This is a genomic window from Chryseobacterium sp. FW101-FHT12H09 (genome assembly GCF_058790395.1).
The window spans coordinates 579,865-601,215 of the sequence record NZ_JBYTCP010000002.1 but is presented as its reverse complement, the minus strand read 5'-3'; the positions used below and the strand labels follow the sequence as shown (position 1 = coordinate 601,215).

Annotated in this window: 19 protein-coding genes; 13 read left to right on the top strand and 6 right to left on the bottom strand. The window is 34.7% G+C overall.

Annotation, left to right across the window (positions count from 1 at the left end):
• Positions 1 to 168 precede the first annotated feature (168 nt).
• From AC3WRL_RS08550 to AC3WRL_RS08520, 7 genes are all read left to right on the top strand, one after another.
• A complete protein-coding gene (locus AC3WRL_RS08550) occupies positions 169 to 744 on the top strand; it encodes a DUF2589 domain-containing protein (RefSeq protein WP_214830445.1) in 576 nt (191 codons plus the stop codon).
• Positions 745 to 822: 78 nt separating this feature from the next.
• Entirely contained in the window at positions 823 to 1,506 is a 684-nt protein-coding gene (locus tag AC3WRL_RS08545; protein ID WP_214830444.1) for a hypothetical protein, read from the top strand.
• A 1-nt stretch (position 1,507) separates the two neighbouring features.
• Positions 1,508 to 2,065 carry a hypothetical protein gene (locus AC3WRL_RS08540; protein ID WP_214830442.1) on the top strand — a complete coding sequence of 186 codons (558 nt, stop codon included), beginning with the start codon at positions 1,508 to 1,510 and terminating at the stop codon, positions 2,063 to 2,065.
• 192 nt (positions 2,066 to 2,257) lie between these two features.
• Entirely contained in the window at positions 2,258 to 2,428 is a 171-nt protein-coding gene (locus tag AC3WRL_RS08535) for a hypothetical protein (protein ID WP_214830440.1), read from the top strand.
• A 314-nt stretch (positions 2,429 to 2,742) separates the two neighbouring features.
• Positions 2,743 to 3,663, top strand: coding sequence for a helix-turn-helix transcriptional regulator (locus AC3WRL_RS08530; RefSeq protein ID WP_492330097.1), 921 nt, complete (start codon positions 2,743 to 2,745; stop codon positions 3,661 to 3,663).
• Positions 3,664 to 3,719: 56 nt separating this feature from the next.
• Positions 3,720 to 4,349 (top strand): energy transducer TonB, encoded by a 630-nt coding sequence (locus AC3WRL_RS08525; protein ID WP_492330096.1) that lies wholly within the window; start codon positions 3,720 to 3,722, stop codon positions 4,347 to 4,349.
• On the top strand, positions 4,349 to 4,780 hold the full coding sequence (locus AC3WRL_RS08520) for a nucleoside deaminase (RefSeq protein WP_214830436.1): 432 nt from the start codon (positions 4,349 to 4,351) through the stop codon (positions 4,778 to 4,780). Before AC3WRL_RS08525 ends, AC3WRL_RS08520 begins: the two co-directional genes overlap by 1 nt.
• 2 nt (positions 4,781 to 4,782) lie before the next feature.
• On the opposite strand, the gene AC3WRL_RS08515 is transcribed toward AC3WRL_RS08520, so the two are convergent.
• Genes AC3WRL_RS08515 through AC3WRL_RS08505 form a run of 3 tightly spaced genes read right to left on the bottom strand, consistent with a single transcriptional unit; the run spans position 4,783 to position 7,078 of the window.
• Complete coding sequence (locus AC3WRL_RS08515) at positions 4,783 to 5,733, bottom strand: hypothetical protein (protein WP_492330095.1); 951 nt, start codon at positions 5,731 to 5,733, stop codon at positions 4,783 to 4,785.
• 56 nt (positions 5,734 to 5,789) lie between these two features.
• Complete coding sequence (locus AC3WRL_RS08510; protein ID WP_214830433.1) at positions 5,790 to 6,320, bottom strand: GNAT family N-acetyltransferase; 531 nt, start codon at positions 6,318 to 6,320, stop codon at positions 5,790 to 5,792.
• Positions 6,317 to 7,078: a type III pantothenate kinase gene (locus AC3WRL_RS08505; RefSeq protein WP_214830431.1), complete on the bottom strand. Its 762-nt coding sequence runs from the start codon at positions 7,076 to 7,078 to the stop codon at positions 6,317 to 6,319. Before AC3WRL_RS08505 ends, AC3WRL_RS08510 begins: the two co-directional genes overlap by 4 nt.
• A gap of 241 nt (positions 7,079 to 7,319) precedes the next feature.
• Here AC3WRL_RS08505 and AC3WRL_RS08500 point away from each other — a divergent pair, with 241 nt between their 5' ends.
• On the top strand, positions 7,320 to 7,502 hold the full coding sequence (locus AC3WRL_RS08500) for a bacteriocin-like protein (protein ID WP_214830429.1): 183 nt from the start codon (positions 7,320 to 7,322) through the stop codon (positions 7,500 to 7,502).
• Positions 7,503 to 7,579: 77 nt separating this feature from the next.
• On the opposite strand, the gene AC3WRL_RS08495 is transcribed toward AC3WRL_RS08500, so the two are convergent.
• The 3 genes from AC3WRL_RS08495 to AC3WRL_RS08485 all read right to left on the bottom strand — a co-directional run bounded on the left by AC3WRL_RS08495 (position 7,580) and on the right by AC3WRL_RS08485 (position 11,933).
• Positions 7,580 to 9,424 carry a M1 family metallopeptidase gene (locus tag AC3WRL_RS08495; protein WP_492330094.1) on the bottom strand — a complete coding sequence of 615 codons (1,845 nt, stop codon included), beginning with the start codon at positions 9,422 to 9,424 and terminating at the stop codon, positions 7,580 to 7,582.
• A 133-nt stretch (positions 9,425 to 9,557) separates the two neighbouring features.
• On the bottom strand, positions 9,558 to 10,025 hold the full coding sequence (locus AC3WRL_RS08490) for a DUF1572 domain-containing protein (protein WP_492330093.1): 468 nt from the start codon (positions 10,023 to 10,025) through the stop codon (positions 9,558 to 9,560).
• 216 nt (positions 10,026 to 10,241) lie between these two features.
• Entirely contained in the window at positions 10,242 to 11,933 is a 1,692-nt protein-coding gene (locus AC3WRL_RS08485) for a DUF6909 family protein (protein ID WP_214830423.1), read from the bottom strand.
• Positions 11,934 to 12,148: 215 nt separating this feature from the next.
• Here AC3WRL_RS08485 and AC3WRL_RS08480 point away from each other — a divergent pair, with 215 nt between their 5' ends.
• The 5 genes from AC3WRL_RS08480 to AC3WRL_RS08460 all read left to right on the top strand — a co-directional run bounded on the left by AC3WRL_RS08480 (position 12,149) and on the right by AC3WRL_RS08460 (position 21,337).
• Complete coding sequence (locus tag AC3WRL_RS08480; RefSeq protein ID WP_214830422.1) at positions 12,149 to 14,344, top strand: glutamine synthetase III family protein; 2,196 nt, start codon at positions 12,149 to 12,151, stop codon at positions 14,342 to 14,344.
• Between the two features lie 153 nt (positions 14,345 to 14,497).
• On the top strand, positions 14,498 to 15,190 hold the full coding sequence (locus AC3WRL_RS08475) for a response regulator transcription factor (RefSeq protein WP_214830420.1): 693 nt from the start codon (positions 14,498 to 14,500) through the stop codon (positions 15,188 to 15,190).
• Positions 15,187 to 16,542, top strand: a complete 1,356-nt coding sequence (locus tag AC3WRL_RS08470) for a sensor histidine kinase (protein ID WP_492330092.1) — start codon at positions 15,187 to 15,189, stop codon at positions 16,540 to 16,542. Before AC3WRL_RS08475 ends, AC3WRL_RS08470 begins: the two co-directional genes overlap by 4 nt.
• Positions 16,543 to 16,643: 101 nt before the next feature.
• On the top strand, positions 16,644 to 18,035 hold the full coding sequence (locus AC3WRL_RS08465; protein WP_492330091.1) for a TolC family protein: 1,392 nt from the start codon (positions 16,644 to 16,646) through the stop codon (positions 18,033 to 18,035).
• Positions 18,036 to 18,067: 32 nt separating this feature from the next.
• Complete coding sequence (locus AC3WRL_RS08460) at positions 18,068 to 21,337, top strand: efflux RND transporter permease subunit (RefSeq protein ID WP_214830415.1); 3,270 nt, start codon at positions 18,068 to 18,070, stop codon at positions 21,335 to 21,337.
• Positions 21,338 to 21,351: the final 14 nt, after the last annotated feature.

Genomic DNA, 21,351 nt, shown 5'->3' with positions numbered 1-21,351 from the left:
TAAACTTGTTCCAGTCTTAAAAATATCCAAATTAATTTTTAATTAATTATCAGTTTTCAGTACCTAAAAACACTGAACAGGATATGTATTACCCTAACTGAATATTAGTCTGCTAGCACTACTATATATTATTAACCAATTATTAATAACCTTTAAAATTTTTAAATTATGGCAAATTTAGTTCAAGAATTAAACAGTTTAGATTTTAGTGTTTACATCGGTGGGCCTATGCAGGCAGCTATTAAAGCACAACACGATGCATCTATTTCGCAAGTAAACTTCATTAAAGAGGTAGGTTTCAACCCTGCCAATCACCCGACAGCTCCTTCAGAGCTTAGATATGTAGATTTTAAATATAAAAAGTCGGTTCCTGGTGAAAATGGTGCTATCATAGATTCTACTGTTACACTACAGGTTCCGTTTCTTTCAATGCTTACAATTCCTGCATTAAGAATTGATGAGATGACGATTGATTTTAACGCAAAATTAAACTCAGTGGAAACTCAAGCTATTTCAAGTGAATTCACAGGAAGTGCTTCTGTAAGCGGAAAAATTTGGAAAGTAAAATTCAATGCTTCTGCTTCTTATAAAAAGACCAATTCAAGTACATCAACTACAGAGAAAACGTACACTTTAGGTGTCCATGTAAAAGCTGTAAATGATGAGTTACCTGCCGGTCTTGCAAGAATTATGGACATGCTAGAAGATGCTATTGTAGCTAAAGCCGCTGAACCAGCAGTTTAAAAACCCTATTTATTTTTGGATGGTTGCTTCGGCAGCCATCCTTTTTCAACCAACTTTTTATAAATAAAAAAACTTATCATGCCGAAATTGAACGAATATTTGGGAGGCATAGTCTCTGAAATTGCTTCTGCCAGAAAAATGGCAGACTTACAAACTGTACAGATCGCTAAGGAATATGCTCAAGACGATTTATTGAAACATTTTTCTATTCCAAGAATGAAGGTTGGAACTGTAGATCTTACAATTCCTTTTGCTACCGCTGGAAATTCACCTATAATGATTTTTAGAGATTTCGCCTACGATGAAATTATAAAAGTGGCTAAAACAGATTATGACCCTTCTGATATAAAAAGTGATCAGAGTCTTAAAGCTTTTTTGGTCGACCTTGAAGTTACTTATAATGATGCCATCAAAAAAATCAAAGAAGAGAACACTACCACGATTACAGATTCACAGATCAAATATTTTGATCCCATTCCCCAATATACATTGGAATTTTGCCAATCGTTGCCTAATTTCAGATGGAAACTGACCAATCCACAATTTTTTCAGCAGAGTATTTCTAACAGAACTATTTTTGAAGCGAGAAAAGTAATTGAAAAAATTGAAGATCGTGAGATTATTGTAGAAGCCAGCAAACTAATGGCTTTAGATGCAAAATGTCTGATCTATGCAAAAATGAGTGTAAGTGAAGCTGGCATGGAATGGTCGAGATATGAAGATATCAATGGAAACATCATAGAAACGCTAATCCCTGAATAATATGGTAAAAAAATCACAATTTATATTGGTTTCTCAATTAAAAGAGAAATTACAGGAATTTCCGAAGATCGTTTCTTATCTAGAAAAAAAAGACCCTTTCTTCACTGACAAAATTTTATCCTGGTTAAAATCTATAGAAGAAATTTTTTCCACGAACAACATAAGTGAAGTTTCAGAAGTTGCGGGATTCAGAGCAAAAATATTAGCAGGAAAATTTAGTGATGAAAGAGGATTCAATACTAAAAAAAATCAGATAAAAATTGCAGCTAACCTTCTTTATGATGCGCAAAACTGCGTAATTAATGTTTTATTGCCACATGAAGGAAAGATGAATGAATGTAGGGATATCACGAAACAAATATTAGCATTAACAGCACAGCAAAAAGGCCTACATTACACCAATGAGATGGACTTCCACGATTTTGTTCAAAAGGTATGGTGGTATATTCTCTCAGATAATGACCTTAAAATAGGAGGAGTGAAACTCAAATCAATGCTTTCAGAAATGGATATCATTATGCTTATTGCTGATGAAATAGATCTGGAAGATTTTTCTTAAAAATTTAAAAAATAACTCATTTTTTTTGAGTTATTTTTTTTTACACGTCAAGTTTTGACGCCACTAGCTCCTACTTTTGAAATATAAACCAAGACACAAAAAACAATCTTTAAAAACTTTTAAAAGCCATTGAATTCAACATTAATTAATGCTGGACAGCCAGAAATATGTTCAACCTTTAAAACACCCAACATGGAAACACCAAATCACAGTTCAGATATAATTTTCGATAAAGATCTCTACACTATTGAGTGGAGTGACATCGAAAACGTGGAGATAGATTATGAAAACTATCTCAATGATATTGAAGTTTTCTTCAAGGAAGATTTTGAAAATGAAATCCTTGAAGATGATATTTATTAATAAAAACATATTAGTTAGTGAAGTTCTGGAGCTATCCAATAATTCTTTCAGACCAAATTCCATAATGCCTTTGAATCACCATTCACAAGTATTGGATAGCCGGAACTTTTTTAAAAATAAACATATTTGAAATTCTCATATCTTTATATTTATTAAGAATGAGCTAAGCCTCTTTAAAACTTATCCACAAAAATAAAACACGACATATTTTGTCGTATTAAGAATCTATATTTGTTTTAGAAAACTAAAAATGAGACACGTCAGGTGTTAGATTAAAAAAACAAAAAAGAAACTATAGCCATAAAATTATCCGAATGAAAAAAGATTTTTATTTAACAAGATACGCCTTAATCATTAAAAAATTAGAAAGTGCACCCGCTACCTATTCGCAGCTGGAGGATTATCTTTTAAACTCTTTTGAATTTCAGGATGCGGATATAAAAAGCTATTCGATCCGCACATTGCAGAGAGATATCCGGGAGATATCTGACCTCTTTAACCTTTCCATTCACAATAAGAAAAAAGGTGATAACCGTTATTACATTGAAAGCCGTCCCACAATGGAGGTGGATGAATATAATCAAAAATTACTTGAATCTTTTCAGGTTAGTAATGCTCTAAATCTACACCCTGATTTTTCGGATTATATCTTTTTTGAATCCCGAAAGCCAACTGGAGTAGATCATTTTTATGATCTTTTCTTCGCCATTCGAAATAAAAGAGTCGTTTCTTTTGAGCATTACAACTATAAAAACAAATTGATGACTTCCCGAAAAGTACATCCTTTGGCTTTAAAAGAATCTAAAGACCGATGGTATCTCATCGCTATTGATACCAAGGATAAGATTTTAAAGTCTTTTGGACTTGATCGGATCAATTACCTTGACGTCAGTAAAACTAAATTCCGTGAAAAATATAAATACAATTTCAGGGAGTATTTTAAAAATGCTTTTGGAGTAATGAACTTAACTGAGCAGAAGCCTCAAAAAATCACCCTAAAATGTACCCGCCATCAAGGCGAATATATCAAAAGTTTTCCGCTTCATCAATCACAAAAAGAAACTAAAGAAACACCTGAAGACATCTATTTTGAATTCTTCCTTCATCCAACTTATGACTTTATGCAGGAGATCCTTTCGTATGGAAAAGAGGTCAGAGTCTTAGAACCGACATCTTTAGTTGACGACATCCGTAATCATTTAAAAGAATCTTTAAATAGTTATCTTGAAGACTAAATTAGTTTCATTTAATTTTAGTTTTTTTTGACTATTTTTACATAAATATCTCAAAATTGAAATCTTTATTTCTCTTTTTATCTTGCTTTATTTCTTCGGTTTTCTTTTCTCAACAAAAGGAAGAATTTAAGCTTGTGAAATCTTACTATAACCAGCATCGCAGTATGCTGAATACTGAATTTAAGAAAAAGTTTGATGCTGAGACAGGCAATTTTCAAAAAGCTTCCATTAAGCAGGATTTTCTTTTTTTCATGAAAAAGATGGACAGCATTGAGAATGTTGCTTTAATAGGCGCTTTGTTAAAAATAAAAAACACAGAAGATCTCAGCAGATTACAGCTTGAAAACAAAACGATATCGCCGGAAAAAGCCCCAGATATCTTTCCTATTACAGATAAATCTGCAGATTATCCGGGAGGTATTAATGCATTGCGAAAGGAAGTGGCCCACCTTTTTTATATAGATGGCGTTCTTTCCGAAACGAAAATAGTAAAAGCCACTGTAGCTTTCATCGTAGAAAAAGATGGAACTATCAGCAATGTAGAAGCACAAGGCGACAATTTTACCTTCAACAGGCAAGCTCAAATTGCACTATATTCTCTTTCAGAAAAATTTTCTCCTGCTATTATCAATGGAGATCCTGTGAGATATCGATTTAAGCTTCCACTAACTATGAGTTTTGAATAATGTTTACGGACGAATATTTCATGAAAATGGCTTTTCAGGAAGCAGAAATTGCTCTTGAAAAAGATGAGGTTCCTATTGGGTGCGTGGTGGTTTCCAATAACCGTGTTATTGCAAGGGCACACAACCTGACGGAAACGCTTAATGATGTAACTGCCCACGCAGAAATGCAGGCCATTACTTCAGCAGCCAATTTCCTGGGAGGAAAATACCTTATCAACTGTACACTATATGTTACATTAGAACCTTGTGTAATGTGTTCAGGAGCTCTTTCATGGTCACAAATTTCCAAAGTGGTAATTGGAGCACGAGATGAGCAAAGGGGCTTTATTAATAAACACCTTAGTCTTCATCCTAAAACGGAGATTGTAACAGGAATTATGGAACATGAATGTTCTGGTATTGTAAAAGATTTTTTTAAATCAAAAAGATAAGACTAGTCCTTACAGGTAATATTGAAGATACTCTTCTCTATTTTCTTATATGAATTCTGATTAGGTTTTAACTCAATTCTACGATATTTATATAAGGTATTCAGATCGTGGTATGCATCATCTTCTGAAACGGCATTTGGCTCTTTTACTGTATAAATTTCTTTTGCATCGTTATAATTGTAATTGTACTTTAAATAAGCTTCTTCATCTAAATCCGCGCTCCTTTCTCCTGGCCCATAAGATTCAATATTGTAGGCTTTATTACTGATAATAAATTCTTTTGAAACCGCTGATACACCCTCGCTAACAAATTTTCCCATCTCTTTTAATTCTTTTGGACTAATATCTTTTCTTGGAGAAGAAGGACGGTTATCATCTCTGAAATACAATTGACCCCCTTTCAGGCGTGCAATAAATGGGCGCAGTCTTGTTGCAGATGAATAATACATAATAATAAAATCATTATATTTTTTATTTTCTGCCACATAAAATGTTTCCTTTGTCTGATCAAACATAGTCGCTGATAAAACAAGATCTTTAAAATCCTTATTGAATTCCTTTAGCAATGGATATGGGAGACAATTGGCATTTTCACCTAAAATGGGCTGTACTCCCTGATCGGTATCTCCTATATACGTTTTAGCATTGATATCAAAATTATCAAACATAATTTTTGTTCCTTTAAGAGCGGAATCATACCTGCCATAAACATCGAAGGGAAATTTAGGAGTAGATGGGGTAAATGAAATTACATTTTTATCGTCTATACTCCATTTTCCGGCAATGATCTGCCCAAAAGTAACCATAGCAAAATTATGATTCTCAAAAAGCATCCAGTGATATCCCCCATCATCTGGATTTCCAGAACTAACATGATAAGTCCCAGCTACTTTTGTCTGTGCATTGATAATAAAAAGAGATAATAAGAAAAAACAAATAGTTATTTTTTTCATAGTATTAGTTTAATGAGCCTTCGATAGAAAGCCATCTCTAATATAGTCAAATAAAGCTACTTTTTCTTAAAAATAGAATACATGGAAATATCAAAATATTCTCCATCCTTCTTGAGATGTTGTTTTAAGATAGCTTCCTTCTCCATTCCAATCTTTTGCATGATACGGCCTGAAGATGGATTGTGAAAAAAATGAGTAGCAAATATTTTATTATATCCCAATTCTTTAAAGCCAAAATCAACAACAGCTGATGCCGCTTCTGTTACATAGCCTTTATTCCAAAATGGAACGCCCAGCCAATAACCTAATTCTGCTTTATCATCACCCCTATCATGAATTCCAATAGCACCAATTATCTTATGTTCTTTATTTCGAATCGCAAAAGTGTATCCTGATCTATTTTCAAAAGCTTCGTGGGAAATCTTCACCCAGAATTCAGCATCTTTTACAGAATAAGGATACGGAATATTGGAAGTAAGTTCCGAAAAAACTTTCTCCTGCAGATATTCTACAACATAAGGAATATCTTCCGTATTCAATGCTGAAAGAATAAGTCTTTCTGTCTCTATTATTGGGAATTCTTTCATGATCTATCTTTACCTAAAAAATACAATCCTTTTAGTGTATGAAGTCGGTCTGTGATATGTATTTTATTCGTTAATGGTTTGTAAACATGAGAAACACCTCCTGTTGCTATCACAAAACAGTCATCATTTACTTCTTCATTAATACGGTCTACGAAGCCTTCTACCATCCCCAGAAACCCATATACCATTCCACTTTGCATGCACGTTACAGTATCAAGCCCCAGAACCGATTTCGGCTTCTTCAATTCAATTTCAGGAAGCTGGGCGGTTTGACTGATCAAAGAATTTAATGAGGTTATAATTCCTGGTGCAATAATAACCCCAAGGGTTTCACCTGTTTCTGTAACACAGCTCGCCGTAAGTGCCGTTCCAAAATCAATAATAATTTTCTTGCGATCGGGATACATGGTGTGTGCCGCAACAAGATTAGCATAAATATCAGTTCCCATCTGCTTAGATTTTGCCTGTACTTCAGAAGGGGTATTTCTATCAACAATTACAGGAAGAATACCGTGAATTTTTTTTATGGCTGAGCTCATTACTTTGGTAAGCTGAGGCACTACTGAACCAATAATTATATTGCTTATATCCTTAGGTTCGATCTTATAAGTCTGATAAAGCATGAGCATTTGCGCATACAACTCATCAGCCGTTCTATAGGGCTTTGTATTAATTACCCATGAAATATCACAGTTATCATCATCAAAAAGTCCAAATCTGATATTGCTGTTTCCTATATTTATAACGATAGAATTCATTTATTCTTTAAACTAAAAGGGTTTGAAAATAACTGTAAAAATAAACCTTTACAATTAAAAAATTAAATACAAATTAATTTTATCTCAATTAAATGAGATTCAGCTATATAATTTTATAAAATCACAGTTAAGAGCTATACAGCTGCATTTATTAAATCAAATGAAACACTTATATATTCATCCTGTTACGAGGGACTGTTTTAAAATACATTTGTTATCCAATCAATTTAAAGAAAATAATATGAAAAATTTAAAGAAAATGTCAAGAAGTGCATTAAAGTCTATAACAGGCGGAGATGTAGTTTGTCCTATGCCTAGTGGTGTACCGGCATTGTGCCCAGGTACCAAATGCCCTATTAACCCATGCCTTGTTCCTAACTGCAGAGTTTCGATCCAGGATTGTGGTTCACCTGTAATATGGTAACCATTTAGTCATTCTCAATATTATATTAAAATAAAAGAGGAGTATTTTTCAATACTCCTCTTTTATTTTTCTTTGTTTTATTTAATTTCAACAAAATTATCTTCCATATTTACATCAGCTAACCGCTGACTAAAATCGATTCCTAAAACCTCTAACTGAGATTTAGAATAAGGAATCGTCAGGGTATATTCTTTCTGAGTCCATGGCCAGTAATTCATTGTCTTGAAATCCCCATACGCATCTTTCTGTTTCCATGTATGCGTAAGATTAGTAGGAATTTGATAAGTAACAATTTTTTTATCTTTCGTCACAACGCTGAAATCAATAGGCATAGGTACCTGTCCGTTATTAATCAAAGTAACAGTGGTAGACTTTGCATCATATTTCACATCTTTGATTCCATAATCAATAGTTTTTGTGGTATTGATCCAGTAATGATGGAACCACTTCAGATCCATTCCGGATACTTTCTGCGCAATATGAAGAAAATCCCTATCTGTAGGATGTTTTAAACTCCATTTATCAAAATACTGCTTCAGAATCTCCGAAAGATTTTCTTCACCAACTATATATCCTAATTCAACCAAAAACAGCTCTCCTTTCACATAGGTAGAAAAAGTATAAGATGTCCCGTTATCATGATGGTCTCCCAACCATACAGCCGGCTCTTCAATTCCTTTTTTCACAAAACTTCTATAAGCGTTTAATCTATCAACAAAAGGATTAGGAAGTTTATCTTTTGGAGGAAATAGCTGATTCATTACATAGCCTTCTGCATAACTTGTAAATCCTTCATCCATCCACGGACGAACTGATTCATTAGTCGCAAGCATTTGCTGATACCAGGAATGTGATCCTTCATGAGCCATTAATCCCATTAAATCTTCCATATCTTTTGATTCCCCTAAAATCATGGTACACATTCCGTACTCCATTCCACCATCTCCACCTTGGATAAAAGCATAAGTAGGATAGGCATATTTTCCAAAATGCGAATTCATGATCTGGAAATATTTAGTAACATAAGGTTGAGCTTCACCCCAAACTTTAGTTTTATCGTTTTTCTGATATACTAAAAATACCTTTGGCCCATTTGGAACATCAAAACCGTTAACAACGTAATCTCTATCCGCACTCCATGCAAAATCCAAAATATTTTTAGCAGTCCATTTCCATATTGCTTTTTTATTTTTTTCAGTTTTAATCTTTGCGTTGGCATCATAGCCTTTTACTTCCGTAGGGTTTTCAAGGATTCCTCCTGCTCCTATTACATAATCTTTATCTATTTTAATGGTAACATCAAAGTCTGAAAACGGTGCATGAAACTCTCTTCCTATATAATCAAAAGTAGCCCATCCATCATAATCATATTCTGAAATTTTGGGATACCATTGCGTCATGGTCATATCTACTCCTTCTCTATTATTTCGTCCACTTCTTCGAATCTGTTGTGGAATCACAGCATCCCATTCCATAGTGAAAGATGTCGTAGAGTTTGGCTTGATCGGTTCACTCAGATAAACCTTCATTATTGTTTCCTGGATTTCAAATTTCAGGTCTTTCCCATTCTGTTTGATCCAGTGTATATTTTGCGCTCCCTCCTGATCTTTAGGAATAGAAGCTAATCTTGAAACTCCGTCCTTTTGCAATCTTGAATCACCATTTTTACCTTGACCTGCTACTCTTTGATCCATCATTGAGTTAGGTTTAAAAGCATTCCAATATAAATGAAAATACACCACATTAAGTTCATCCGGTGAGTTATTCGTATATTCTAATGTCTGGGTTCCCTGGTAAGTAAATTTTTCTGCATTAACATCAATATCCATCTTGTACTTCGCAGCCTGCTGATAATAAGGTGTTTGTTGGGCCTGAAGCTGTGAAATGATAAAAGCAAAAATGATTGCAATCGACTTTTTCATTTAAAATTTATTTTTTTTAAAGGTAAGTAATTTATCCAAAATCCTCAAAAATGCAGAGTTATATAGGATTTTCATCTTATTTAATTCTATTTCCTCGCATATTAAGAAAATGATTCTGAATGGAAATCTATTGTTATGGATTCATCAGTTTTTTTATCAAAGTAATCTGACCCAAATGATAGTAGCTATGCTCAATCATCCCATCGATATTCCTTCTGTACGTTCCGTATTTCTCGTCTGCAAAAACTTCATCCAGCTTAGCATCAAGCATTTGTTCAAGCAATGTAGCAAACCTCTCGGAGTCTAACCACAGCTTATTCAATAATTCTTCCCAATCTTTCTGAGATTCAATAGGAGGAAGATCAAAACTAAATTGATCTCTTATTTCAAGATCCCCACTTTCAAATACATTAACAATTCCTGCAATATAATAATCAATATGAAAGGTTAAAGCCGCAATGGTATTCAGAGAACCAACTTTTGTCGTTGCTTGTTCCCAGGTTACATCAGAAAGTTGATCTTTAAAATTGGTATTGGCAATCCAAAATCCATCAAGTAAAACTTCCCTGAATCTTTTTGATAGTTGTATTACTGAGCTCATTTTTAAAATTTTGTATCTAAAGATAATTAAATTTAAAATCTCGTGGATTTAGCAGATAACAGAGATTTTTTTTAACCACAAATGCACAAATACTTACACGGTTTAAACACAAATATATTCGTGCTATTTGTGAAAATAATTAATGCTATCCGTGTTTAAAATCAAAAAACCTCAAATGCATACACACCTGAGGTTTATATTTAATTTAAAATTAAATTATTTTTTAGAAGAAACTTCTTTCTTTCCGCTTTGCAAGATCTTTTCAAGGATCTTTAAAGTGATGAGGTATGTTGGCTTCACTCCGGTAAGTCCTAAACCTCCAGAAGAAAGGGTGCTTCCCGTTTCCAATGGATTATCCGAAGCGTAGTAAGCGTAGCAAACAAAAAGATCCGGTGCAATATGATGTCTGATCTTAGATGCTACCTGAATTGCTTTTTGATAATGTGCACCCTCCATTTCAAGACCTATCGCTTTCCATGAAGTATTCATGAAGTAAGATAAAATGTCTCTATTTTGAAGCGAAGTTCCTAAAACGGTAATCATTGTCCCTTCAAAAGCTTTCAGTTCATCATCCTTAAAATCATCAAGCTTTAGAGCATTTTCAAAAGGATAGTTATCCGCTGTCCCTTCAAAAATATGAGAAGTAGGAATCATAATATCTCCTTTTGCTCCATTTAGGATTCCTGCTTTACCCATGATAGAAACAGATTTCACTTTCATCATATAGACTTCTCCTGTATGTTCGAAAGGTCTTAAAAGCTCATCCATTACTTCAAAAGCCTGTTCCCCGAAAGCATAGTCAAAAACCATGATTACATCATCTCCTGAATATTTTGCATGTCCGAAAGGAGTGTTTTTAAGCTCTGTTTTGCTTAAATCAATGATCTGAACATCTATATTACTTCCACTTTTGTCGTCTATATATATCAATCCTTGATCAGCAGCATATTTTGAAACTTTATCACGAAGATCTTTTTTATCAGAAATTTCACCATATAATTTATAGTCTACTTCCTTATGATCTTTTTTCTTCAAAGCATCATTGGCATACAACATATTTTTTACGGAGTGCATATTCGCTGAAATAATATGCAAAGGACGCATATGAAGATTATTTTCAAATAAAATCTCCTTCACTTTATTTGCCCACTTCTCTCCAAAATAATGATGCCCTACTCTTTCCTTTAATATAGCACTGAAATGAATTTCTCTTTCTCTGCTTTGTTTAGCATCATCTAAACTTACTTTTCCTAAGTTGTAAATGATCTTAAATAAACGATCAGGATTTTCATCATCACCAAAAGTATTATAAGCCCTTAATGTTTCCTCAAAAGTTCTTCCTATTAAAGAAGACAAATGAATAAGTGCTACTTCTTTTTCCCTTCTGCTAAATTTCTTTTCACCTTTTACTACCTCTTCGATAATTTTAAAAGCCCGCGTAGGTTTCCAGTTTTCATCCTGAATGAAAGCCAGATTACGGATCTTATCGGCTTCAATAAATAAGAATGTTAAGTGAGTAAGAATATCATAGATTTCTGAACGTCCCAAAAGAACTTCAATATTCATCTGGTGTTCATCTATTCTATAACAGTTTCTCCTTCTCTTTTTAGGAACAATAGGTTCGAAACTTCCTTTATCAAAACCCTCATCTGATGTAAGATGAATAAAAGCACATTCCTCAATTCCTTCAGGAAGTCTGTCTAAAACATACATCAAACCATCAAGCTCCAATTTATTGGGAACATTCATGGTACCATAAATTTCAGGGTTGATTGTTTTTAACAAACTTCTGATACTTTCTCCTGAAACACCCCCTGGCTTAAAAAACCCTCTATAAAACAAATGTCTCATAGAAATATATAATCTTTCAATAGCCTCTGTTGTTTCTCTTGCTCTAGAATTTGTCATAAAATAAATTTCACACAAATATACGACTCTTTGGTCAATTTTATTTTAAGTATCTTTTAACAAGCATTTTATCAATATTAGTTTTTACGACATCTTCTAAAAGCTCAATCAACAGTTAGAAATTATTTTTTTTCACATTACCCCTATATTTTTTAGGGTTAAAATGTTTTCGATTCATTTTTTTTGTAAATTTGCCCTGTAAAATTAACCCTATTATGTCAACTTTAAGATTCAAAGCGTTAGAAACATTACCATTTAAGGACTTTAGAAAGGATAATTCTATCGAAGTTCCTGCAAAATTGTCAGAACTGTTCTGTCAAAATGTTTTCTCAGAAGTAACAATGAGAGAATATTTAACGAAAGAAGCATTCAACTCTATTATGGATGCTATAAAAAAAGGGACTAAAATCCAGAGACACATCGCAGATCAGGTAGCTGTAGCTATGAAAGATTGGGCAATGAGCAAAGGGGCAACACACTACACACACTGGTTTCAGCCTTTAACAGGAACAACTGCGGAAAAGCACGATTCTTTCTTTACACCAATCGAAGGTGGAAGAGCAATCGAAAGATTCAGTGGAAACCTGCTTATCCAGCAAGAACCGGATGCTTCTTCTTTCCCGAACGGAGGAATCAGAAATACATTTGAAGCAAGAGGCTATACCGCTTGGGATCCTACATCTCCAGCTTTCATTATGGGAACTACACTTTGTATCCCTTCTATCTTTATTTCTTACACAGGAGAAACATTAGACTATAAAGCTCCTTTATTAAGAGCTCTAAATGCCGTGGATGAAGCTGCAACAAACGTAATGCAGTATTTTGATAAAAACGTAACAAAAGTAACTCCTACTTTAGGATGGGAGCAAGAATATTTCTTAGTTGATTCAGCATTATTTCAATCCCGTCCGGATTTAGTATTGACAGGTAAAACTTTACTAGGTCACTCTCCGGCAAAAGGACAACAGCTTGATGATCATTATTTCGGATCTATCCCAACGAGAGTGATGAACTTCATGAAAGAGCTGGAAATAGAATGTATGAAGTTAGGAATTCCGGTAACAACAAGACACAACGAGGTAGCTCCTAACCAATTCGAGCTGGCTCCAATGTTTGAAGAAGTAAACGTTGCTGTAGACCACAACTCTTTATTGATGGACATCATGGCAAGAGTTGCTCACAAACACCATTTCCACATCTTATTCCACGAAAAACCATTCGCAGGAGTGAACGGAAGCGGGAAGCACAACAACTGGTCACTTGCTACTGATACAGGAGAAAACTTACTAAGCCCAGGAAAGAATCCTAAGAAAAACTTACAGTTCTTAACGTTCTTCGTGAATACCATTAAAGCAGTACATGAGTATGCTGACCTTTTAAGAGCAAGTATTGCTTCTGCAAGCAATGACCACAGATTAGGTGCTAATGAAGCTCCACCGGCAATTATTTCAGTATTTATTGGAAGTCAGCTGTTCAGAGTTTTAGAAGAGCTTGAAAAAGTAACAAGCGGGAAATTATCTCCTGAAGAAAAAACAGAATTAAAATTAAATGTAGTTGGAAAAATTCCTGAAATCCTATTGGATAACACGGATAGAAACAGAACTTCTCCATTTGCATTTACAGGAAATAAATTTGAGATCAGAGCGGTAGGATCTTCTGCAAACTGTGCAGAATCTATGACCGTAATGAATACCATTGCTGCAAAACAGCTAAATGATTTCAAAAAAGAAGTTGATGCGCTTATCGAAACAGGATTAAAAAAAGACGAAGCGATCTTCAACGTCCTAAGAGAATACATCAAACAATGTAAAAATATTATGTTTGAAGGTGACGGATATTCTGATGATTGGGCAAAAGAAGCTAAAAAGAGAGGTTTGAATAACTGGAAAACCACTCCTGAAGCTTTAAAACAAGAAATGAATAAGAAGTTTTTAGCTTTATATGAAGAAATAGGAGTATTTACACATAGAGAAGTAGAAGCTAGAAATGAAATCAAACTTGAAAAATATTCAACAGTTATTGATATTGAAGCAAGAGTTTTAAGTGATATTGCTAGAAACCATATTATTCCTTCAGCTTTAAAATATCAAAACAGATTAATTGAAAACGTAAAAGGTCTTAAAGAAATTTTTGGAGACAAAGAATTCAAAGTATTAGCGAAAGAGCAAATGAGCCTGATCACTCATATTTCTGAGAATGTTTCTAAAATCAAGTTAGGTGTTGAAGAACTTATCATTGCGAGAGAAGCTGCAAAAGCGGTTTCTGACAGCCAAAAACAAGCAGAGCAGTACTGTAGTAAAGTAATTCCTTTATTTGATGGAATCAGAGAAGCTTCAGACAATCTTGAAATGATGGTGGATGATGAACTTTGGCCAATGACGAAATACAGAGAAATGTTATTTACAAAATAATATTTATAAAGTTCCATATTAGTTAAGCTCTCCGAATATTCGGGGAGTTTTTTTTATTTCCGTTATCGAAAACAAGACAAACTAAAGGCCTAAAAAACAATATTTTACACAACTTCAAAATTGATATAAGATTTAGTTTTAACTTTGTACTTCATGAAAATCCTGATCATCGAAGATAATAAAGAACTTGCTCAGAGCATGACCTATTATCTTGAAGAAGAGCATTACATCTGCGAATGTGCCTATAATTATAATGAAGCTTTGGATCGCCTGAGCTTCAACACCTATGACTGTATATTACTGGATATTATGCTGCCGGATGGCAATGGCCTTAATTTGCTGAATCATGTCAAAAATGAGAAGATCAACAGTGGTGTATTAATCATTTCTGCCAAGGATGCATTAGATGATAAAATTAAAGGTCTCGAAAAAGGAGCCGATGATTATATTACCAAACCTTTTCACTTACCTGAATTGCACGCAAGGTTAAGAGCAGTTTACCGCAGAAAAAAAATGGACGGGTATAATGATGTAAAATTTAATGAGATTCTATTGAACACCGATACTTTTGAAGTTTTTATTCATGAAACAAGATTAGAAGTCACTCAAAAAGAATTTGAACTATTGCTTTATTTTTTAGTAAACAAAAACAGGGTTCTATCCAAACAGTCAATTGCCAATCATCTTTGGGGTGATTATACTGATAATTTAGCTAATTTTGATTTTGTATATCAACATGTTAAAAATCTCAGAAAAAAAATAGCTACGGCACAGGGTAATGATTACGTGGAAACTATTTACGGATTGGGATATAAATTTAATGCGTTAAAATACCCGAGCTCATGAATTTATTAAACAAAATATCCATTTGGTTTATCGCTATTGTACTGTTGGTCACCCCTCTCAGTATGTATATCTCTTACACCAATATTAAAAAACGATTGGATAATGTAGAAATAGAACGGTTGAGATCAGTGAATAATTATGTAGCTTCCCAATTAAAAAGAGGTGAAACCCCGGAAAAAACATCCCAGGGTTTACCTATATCCATCAAGCCATATGCGGGAAGTGGTATCGTTCCCACAAACCCTGAAATTATACACACCTGTCTTGATAACAATGGAATTTCCCGTAACGAATGTAAAATACAGATCAATTCCTTTGTAACAGCCGCAAATAAAACGTACAAAATCTCTTCCTACAGCTATATTACGTCTACAGAACAAATTATGCAAGGGATGTTAAGTGCCTTAATTTTAAAAGTATTACTCATCACTTTTATTGTTTTTGTTACTGCCAGAATATTATCAAGGTACATCCTCAAACCCTTTCATCACGCCATTGATAACATCCATCATTTTAATATCCAAAAAAAAGAACCTCTGGATCTTTTACCGACAAGCACCAATGAATTTAAAAAGCTCAACGAGTTTCTTAGATTAATGACTGACAAAGCGATAGAAGACTATGCTTCGGTTAAGGAATTCAGCGAAAATGCTTCTCACGAAGTACAAACTCCCTTAGCTATTATACAGAGTAAAATTGAACTTTTGGCAGAAACAGAAATTAATGGAAAACAAGCTGCCTTGCTTACGGATATTCAAAATTCCATTGATAAGCTAAGCAGGATCAACCGCTCACTGATCCTACTTACCAAACTTAATAATCATGAATTTTTAACCGAACAGAAATTAAAATTCTGCAGGGTTGAAAAAGAAACCATAAATGCTTATTCTGACCATATAGCACTGAAGAATATTACCCTCAACAGAAATTGCGAAAAAGATGTATTTATAAAAATCCACCCTGCTCTAGCAGAAATACTTTTAAGTAATCTTTTATCCAATGCTATTCGACATAATTTAAAAAATGGCAATATAGAGATTAACCTTACCAGTCAGTTTTTTCAAATCAGCAACACTGGTTTACCTCCGGATATCCCTACCCAGGAACTTTTTAAAAGATTTAAAAAAAGCAATCAGTCCACTGAAAGTATTGGATTGGGGCTGTCTATTGTAAAACAAATTTGTGAGGTTAATGCATTTCCGGTTTATTATGATTTCGTAGATGGATGGCATAGCATTACAGTATATTTTAGCAGTATAGAAAATCATGTTCTTTTTGTTCCGGCTAAAATCTTTAAAAATCCTTTGACAAAAATTGGAAGCATACAGCCTAACCTTAATTTTGCAGAATAAAAAAACACTTTCTCAAATAGGACGTTTGATCAAATTAAATAGAACTTCAAATTTGCTTCAAAATATGTTTTTTACTTTGAATAAAGAAAAAACTATACTCGATGCTTTTAAGAGCTTTTATTCTATCCATCTCAACGATTTTTTTAATCAACAAAGTGAGTGCGCAGGAAGTCATCTCACTACAATCTGCGCTTGAAACAGCGGTTCATAATTATGGAACCATTAAAGCAAAAGAATCCTATCGTCTATCCTCTCAGGAATCTGTAGAATTGGCTAAGAGGCAATATCTGCCCAACCTTAACTTAAGTGTACAGCAGGATTTTGGAACAGTGAATGGCCAGAATGGACCTTTATATGGGTTTGGAGGTTATGGAGTCGCTTCATCCGGCCTTCCACTACCGGAGCAAAATTGGAATGCATCCTTTGGTGCTTTGTACCTTGCAAATGTCAACTGGGAATTCTTTTCATTTGGTAAAGCCAAACAAAGGGTTAAAGTTGCTGAATTTAAAAACCAAAGAGACACCAGAGACCTTTCTGATGAAATCTTTCAACACAAAATAAAAGTAGCCGCCGCTTATCTGAATGTACTGGCAGCTAAAAAGTTGAAGTTATCCTACGAAAAAAACGTAGGAAGAACGGATACTATAAGAAGAATTGTTGAGGTTAAAGAAAAAAACGGGCTCGTTCCGGGTGTTGATCTATCTCTTGCTAAAGCTGATTATGCAAATGCTATGATCACCTACACAAAAGCCAAGGACAATGAACAGGAACAGGAGAATAAATTAGCACAACTTATGGGAATTCCGGCTCAGGAATTTAAATTAGACAGCACTATTCTCAAAAGGGTCCCCGTAGATCTTCCATCAGAAAAAACATTTGTTTTAAAAGATCATCCCCTTTTAGCATTTTACAAAAGCCGTATCGATGTGAGTGAACAGGAAAGACAATTTCTGAAAACTCAATATTACCCCTCATTTTCTATGGTTGGTATTATCCAGACTAGAGCGTCGGGGTTTGGAAATGGATATGCACAGAATCAGAATGACTACTCCACTTCTTATTGGGATGGAATTCATCCTACCAGAAGCAATTATCTGATCGGCTTGGGTGTATCCTGGAATTTTACACAAACCTTCAGACTATCAAAAGAAATCAGTGCACAGGATTATGTAAGTCAGGGGTTAAAACACGAATATGATCTTGCAGAACAACAGCTTAAAGCACAATTGGATTTATCTGAAAACAAATGGAATAACGCGCTTACTGTATATGACCAGGTTCCAGCCCAATTAAAATCAGCAACCGATGCTTATATCCAACGCTCTGTATTATATAAAAATGGATTAACTGATCTGGTTGATCTTTCCCAATCAATTTACGCACTCATAAGAGCAGAAACAGACAGAGATATCGCCATCAGCAACGTTTGGAATGCCTTATTACTAAAGGCAGCAGCTACAGGTGATTTTACCGTTTTTGAAAGCGAGCTGTAAGGACTAATATAAATTACATCAACAATAGATCAATGAATTTAATAAGATTTGCATTAAGAAAACCCATTACGATTCTGGTACTTGTAGCAGGACTGTTTTTCTTTGGAATACGGTCAGCAAGCTCCATTAAAGTAGACATCTTCCCCAAACTGGACTTACCGGTTATTTATGTTTCACATCCTTTTAGCGGATATACTCCACAACAGATGGAAGCATTCTTTGCTAAACAATACATCAATATCTTCCTTTTCGTTAATGGGATTAAAAGTATTGAAACTAAAAACATCCAGGGATTGACATTAATGAAAATAAATTTCTATCCGGGAACAAATATGGCTCAGGCTGCGGCTGAGCTCAACTCATTTTCAACAAGGATTCAGGCAGCATTTCCACCAGGATCCAATCCACCTTTTATCATTCGTTTTGATGCCTCTACACTCCCTGTTGGACAACTCGTTTTAAGCAGTGACAAAAGAAATAATAATGAACTACTCGATTTAGCAAACGTTTATGTACGTTCAACTTTCACCTCAATTCCAGGAATTGTTTCATCTCCACCTTTCGGAGGAAATATACGTACCGTAGTTATCAATGCCAATCCGGATTTACTCCGTCAACATAATTTAACCCCTGATCAGCTGGTAGAAGCATTACGCTTAAACAACCAGACAGCTCCTTCAGGAAATGTGCGTATTGGTGATAAATTTTATATCACCCCAACCAATACCATGATCAAGAATGTAAAAGATTTTGGGAATATTCCTTTATATAAAGGCGGTGTTCAGAATCTTTACTTAAAAGATGTGGCAACAGTAACTGATGGAGCTGATATGACGTCCGGTTATGCATTGGTTAATGGTCGCCGTTCTGTTTACCTGAGTATCGCTAAAAGTGCCGATGCATCCACCTGGGATGTTGTTCAGAATCTTAAAAAACAACTTCCCCAGATCCAATCCAATCTTCCGGACGATGTAAAAGTAAGTTTTGAATTTGACCAATCTACTTATGTAATTAATTCTGTTAAAAGTTTAATGAGTGAAGGAACAATTGGTGCTTTACTGACAGGATTGATGGTAATATTATTCCTCGGAGATATACGGGGAGCTATTATTGTAATCCTCACCATTCCGATATCTATTATTTCGGCGGTTCTATTTCTTAATCTTTTCGGACAAACTATTAATATCATGACGCTAAGTGGTCTCGCATTAGCTATTGGTATTCTCGTCGATGAAAGTACGGTGACGATAGAAAATATACATCAGCATCTGGATATGGGGAAACCAAAAGCATTAGCAATATGGGACGCCTGTAAAGAAATTGCTTTTCCAAAATTATTGATCTTATTCTGTATTCTTGCTGTTTTTGCACCGGCATTTACAATGGAAGGTATTCCAGGATCTTTATTCTTACCTCTTGCTTTGGCTATAGGATTCAGCATGATCATCTCTTATTTCCTTGCACAGACCTTTGTTCCGGTAATGGCCAACTGGATCATGAAAGTAAAACACCACAAAGCAAAAGACGGCCACATCATGACTGAAGCAGAAGAGTTGAAAGCTGCAGGTTTAAGTGATGAAAGTGATACATGGAGTCAAAAAGAAATACTGCTAAAAAATATAGACAGCAACAGGGATGGTAAGGTAAGTTTATTCGAAAAAGTGAGATTCCGTTATCTAAAATTCCTGGATCGCATCATGCCTTTTCGAAAGATCATTGTTTCTGCATATATTTTAGTTGCAATGGGACTTGTTGCGCTGCTTCTGAATAGTATAGGAAGAGATGTTTTGCCTCAGGTAAATGGTTCTCAATTTCAGGTTCGAACCCGTATTCCCGATGGAACAAGAATTGAAACAACTGAACTTCAAACTTTAAAATTACTGGACGGGATTAAGGACATTGTGGGCAAGGACAATATTTCAATTACTTCAGCTTATGTAGGAACCCACCCTAACCTTTTCTCAGTGAGTCCAATATATCTTTGGATGGCAGGATCCCATGAGACTGTATTACAGGTAGGTTTAAAAGAAGGATTTCATACTAATTTAGATGATCTCAAAGATAAGATTCGAGAGAAAGCTAAAAGCATTAATCCCGAAATGAAGCTTTCCTTTGAACCTATTGAATTAACAGAAAAAATTCTAAGCCAGGGATCTCCTACTCCAATTGAGGTGCGATTATCCGGAAGAAGCAAAGAATTGAATGAAGCTTATGCTAAAAAAATAGAAATAGAACTTAAGAAGATCCCATATCTACGGGATGTACAAATAGGACAGTCTATTAAATACCCTTCTATTGATATTAATGTAGACCGTATTCGTGCCGCTCAGTTGGGAGTTGACATGACAGACATTTCACGCTCATTGGTGGCTTCAACTTCTTCATCCAGATATACAGAAAAGAATATTTGGACTGATGAAAAAGCTGGATACAGCTACAATGTTCAGGTACAGATCCCTGAAAATAAAATGAACAGTAAGGCAGAAATTGCTGGCATTCCATTACAGAAAAATTCGAACAGACCTAACTTAGGTGATGTAGCAACCATAAAAGACAGTTTCACGTATGGTGAAACAGATAACCTTGGTGCCATGCCAATGCTTACAGTAACAGCAAACTTAAATCATACCGATTTGGGAAGAGCCTCAAGAGATGTTCAAAAAGTCATCAACAATTTTGGAGAACTTCCAAGGGGTCTGAATATAGGATTAATAGGATTAAGTCAAACCCTTAATGATACTTTAAGTAGTTTACAAAGCAGTTTGATCATTGCTATTATGGTAATCTTTTTAATGCTTGCTGCTAACTTCCAATCCTTTAAGGTTTCTGGAGTCGTATTGGTCACCGTACCTGCCGTATTATTAGGGGCCCTTGCTCTATTGATCGTAAGTGGCTCAACACTTAATTTACAATCTTATATGGGTATCATCATGTCTGTCGGAGTATCTATCTCTAATGCAGTATTACTTATTACAAATGCTGAACAATTAAGAAAGCATAATGGCAATGCTTTACTGTCTGCTAAAGAGGCTGCTGCTTTAAGAATAAGACCTATTGTAATGACGGCTCTGGCAATGGTTGTAGGAATGGTTCCCATGGCTTTGGGATTAGGAGAGGCGGGAGATCAGGTTTCTCCTTTGGGACGAGCTGTAATCGGAGGGTTAATCGCTTCTACATTTGCAGCTCTGTTTATTCTTCCACTAGCTTTTGCATGGGGACAAGGAAAAACATCAACACAAAGTGTATCGCTTGATCCTGAGGATGAAGAAAGTATTCATTTTATACCCGAACTTTCAAAATAAAGAAAACCTAATGG

Bases quoted from the DNA above. Each gene is read 5' to 3' on its own strand.
- AC3WRL_RS08550 (WP_214830445.1), top strand. From the start codon at position 169: ATGGCAAATTTAGTTCAAGAATTAAACAGTTTAGATTTTAGTGTTTAC.
- AC3WRL_RS08545 (WP_214830444.1), top strand. From the start codon at position 823: ATGCCGAAATTGAACGAATATTTGGGAGGCATAGTCTCTGAAATTGCT.
- AC3WRL_RS08540 (WP_214830442.1), top strand. From the start codon at position 1,508: ATGGTAAAAAAATCACAATTTATATTGGTTTCTCAATTAAAAGAGAAA.
- AC3WRL_RS08535 (WP_214830440.1), top strand. From the start codon at position 2,258: ATGGAAACACCAAATCACAGTTCAGATATAATTTTCGATAAAGATCTC.
- AC3WRL_RS08530 (WP_492330097.1), top strand. From the start codon at position 2,743: ATGAAAAAAGATTTTTATTTAACAAGATACGCCTTAATCATTAAAAAA.
- AC3WRL_RS08520 (WP_214830436.1), top strand. From the start codon at position 4,349: ATGTTTACGGACGAATATTTCATGAAAATGGCTTTTCAGGAAGCAGAA.
- AC3WRL_RS08515 (WP_492330095.1), bottom strand. From the start codon at position 5,733: ATGAAAAAAATAACTATTTGTTTTTTCTTATTATCTCTTTTTATTATC.
- AC3WRL_RS08510 (WP_214830433.1), bottom strand. From the start codon at position 6,320: ATGAAAGAATTCCCAATAATAGAGACAGAAAGACTTATTCTTTCAGCA.
- AC3WRL_RS08505 (WP_214830431.1), bottom strand. From the start codon at position 7,078: ATGAATTCTATCGTTATAAATATAGGAAACAGCAATATCAGATTTGGA.
- AC3WRL_RS08500 (WP_214830429.1), top strand. From the start codon at position 7,320: ATGAAAAATTTAAAGAAAATGTCAAGAAGTGCATTAAAGTCTATAACA.
- AC3WRL_RS08495 (WP_492330094.1), bottom strand. From the start codon at position 9,424: ATGAAAAAGTCGATTGCAATCATTTTTGCTTTTATCATTTCACAGCTT.
- AC3WRL_RS08490 (WP_492330093.1), bottom strand. From the start codon at position 10,025: ATGAGCTCAGTAATACAACTATCAAAAAGATTCAGGGAAGTTTTACTT.
- AC3WRL_RS08485 (WP_214830423.1), bottom strand. From the start codon at position 11,933: ATGACAAATTCTAGAGCAAGAGAAACAACAGAGGCTATTGAAAGATTA.
- AC3WRL_RS08480 (WP_214830422.1), top strand. From the start codon at position 12,149: ATGTCAACTTTAAGATTCAAAGCGTTAGAAACATTACCATTTAAGGAC.
- AC3WRL_RS08475 (WP_214830420.1), top strand. From the start codon at position 14,498: ATGAAAATCCTGATCATCGAAGATAATAAAGAACTTGCTCAGAGCATG.
- AC3WRL_RS08470 (WP_492330092.1), top strand. From the start codon at position 15,187: ATGAATTTATTAAACAAAATATCCATTTGGTTTATCGCTATTGTACTG.
- AC3WRL_RS08465 (WP_492330091.1), top strand. From the start codon at position 16,644: ATGCTTTTAAGAGCTTTTATTCTATCCATCTCAACGATTTTTTTAATC.
- AC3WRL_RS08460 (WP_214830415.1), top strand. From the start codon at position 18,068: ATGAATTTAATAAGATTTGCATTAAGAAAACCCATTACGATTCTGGTA.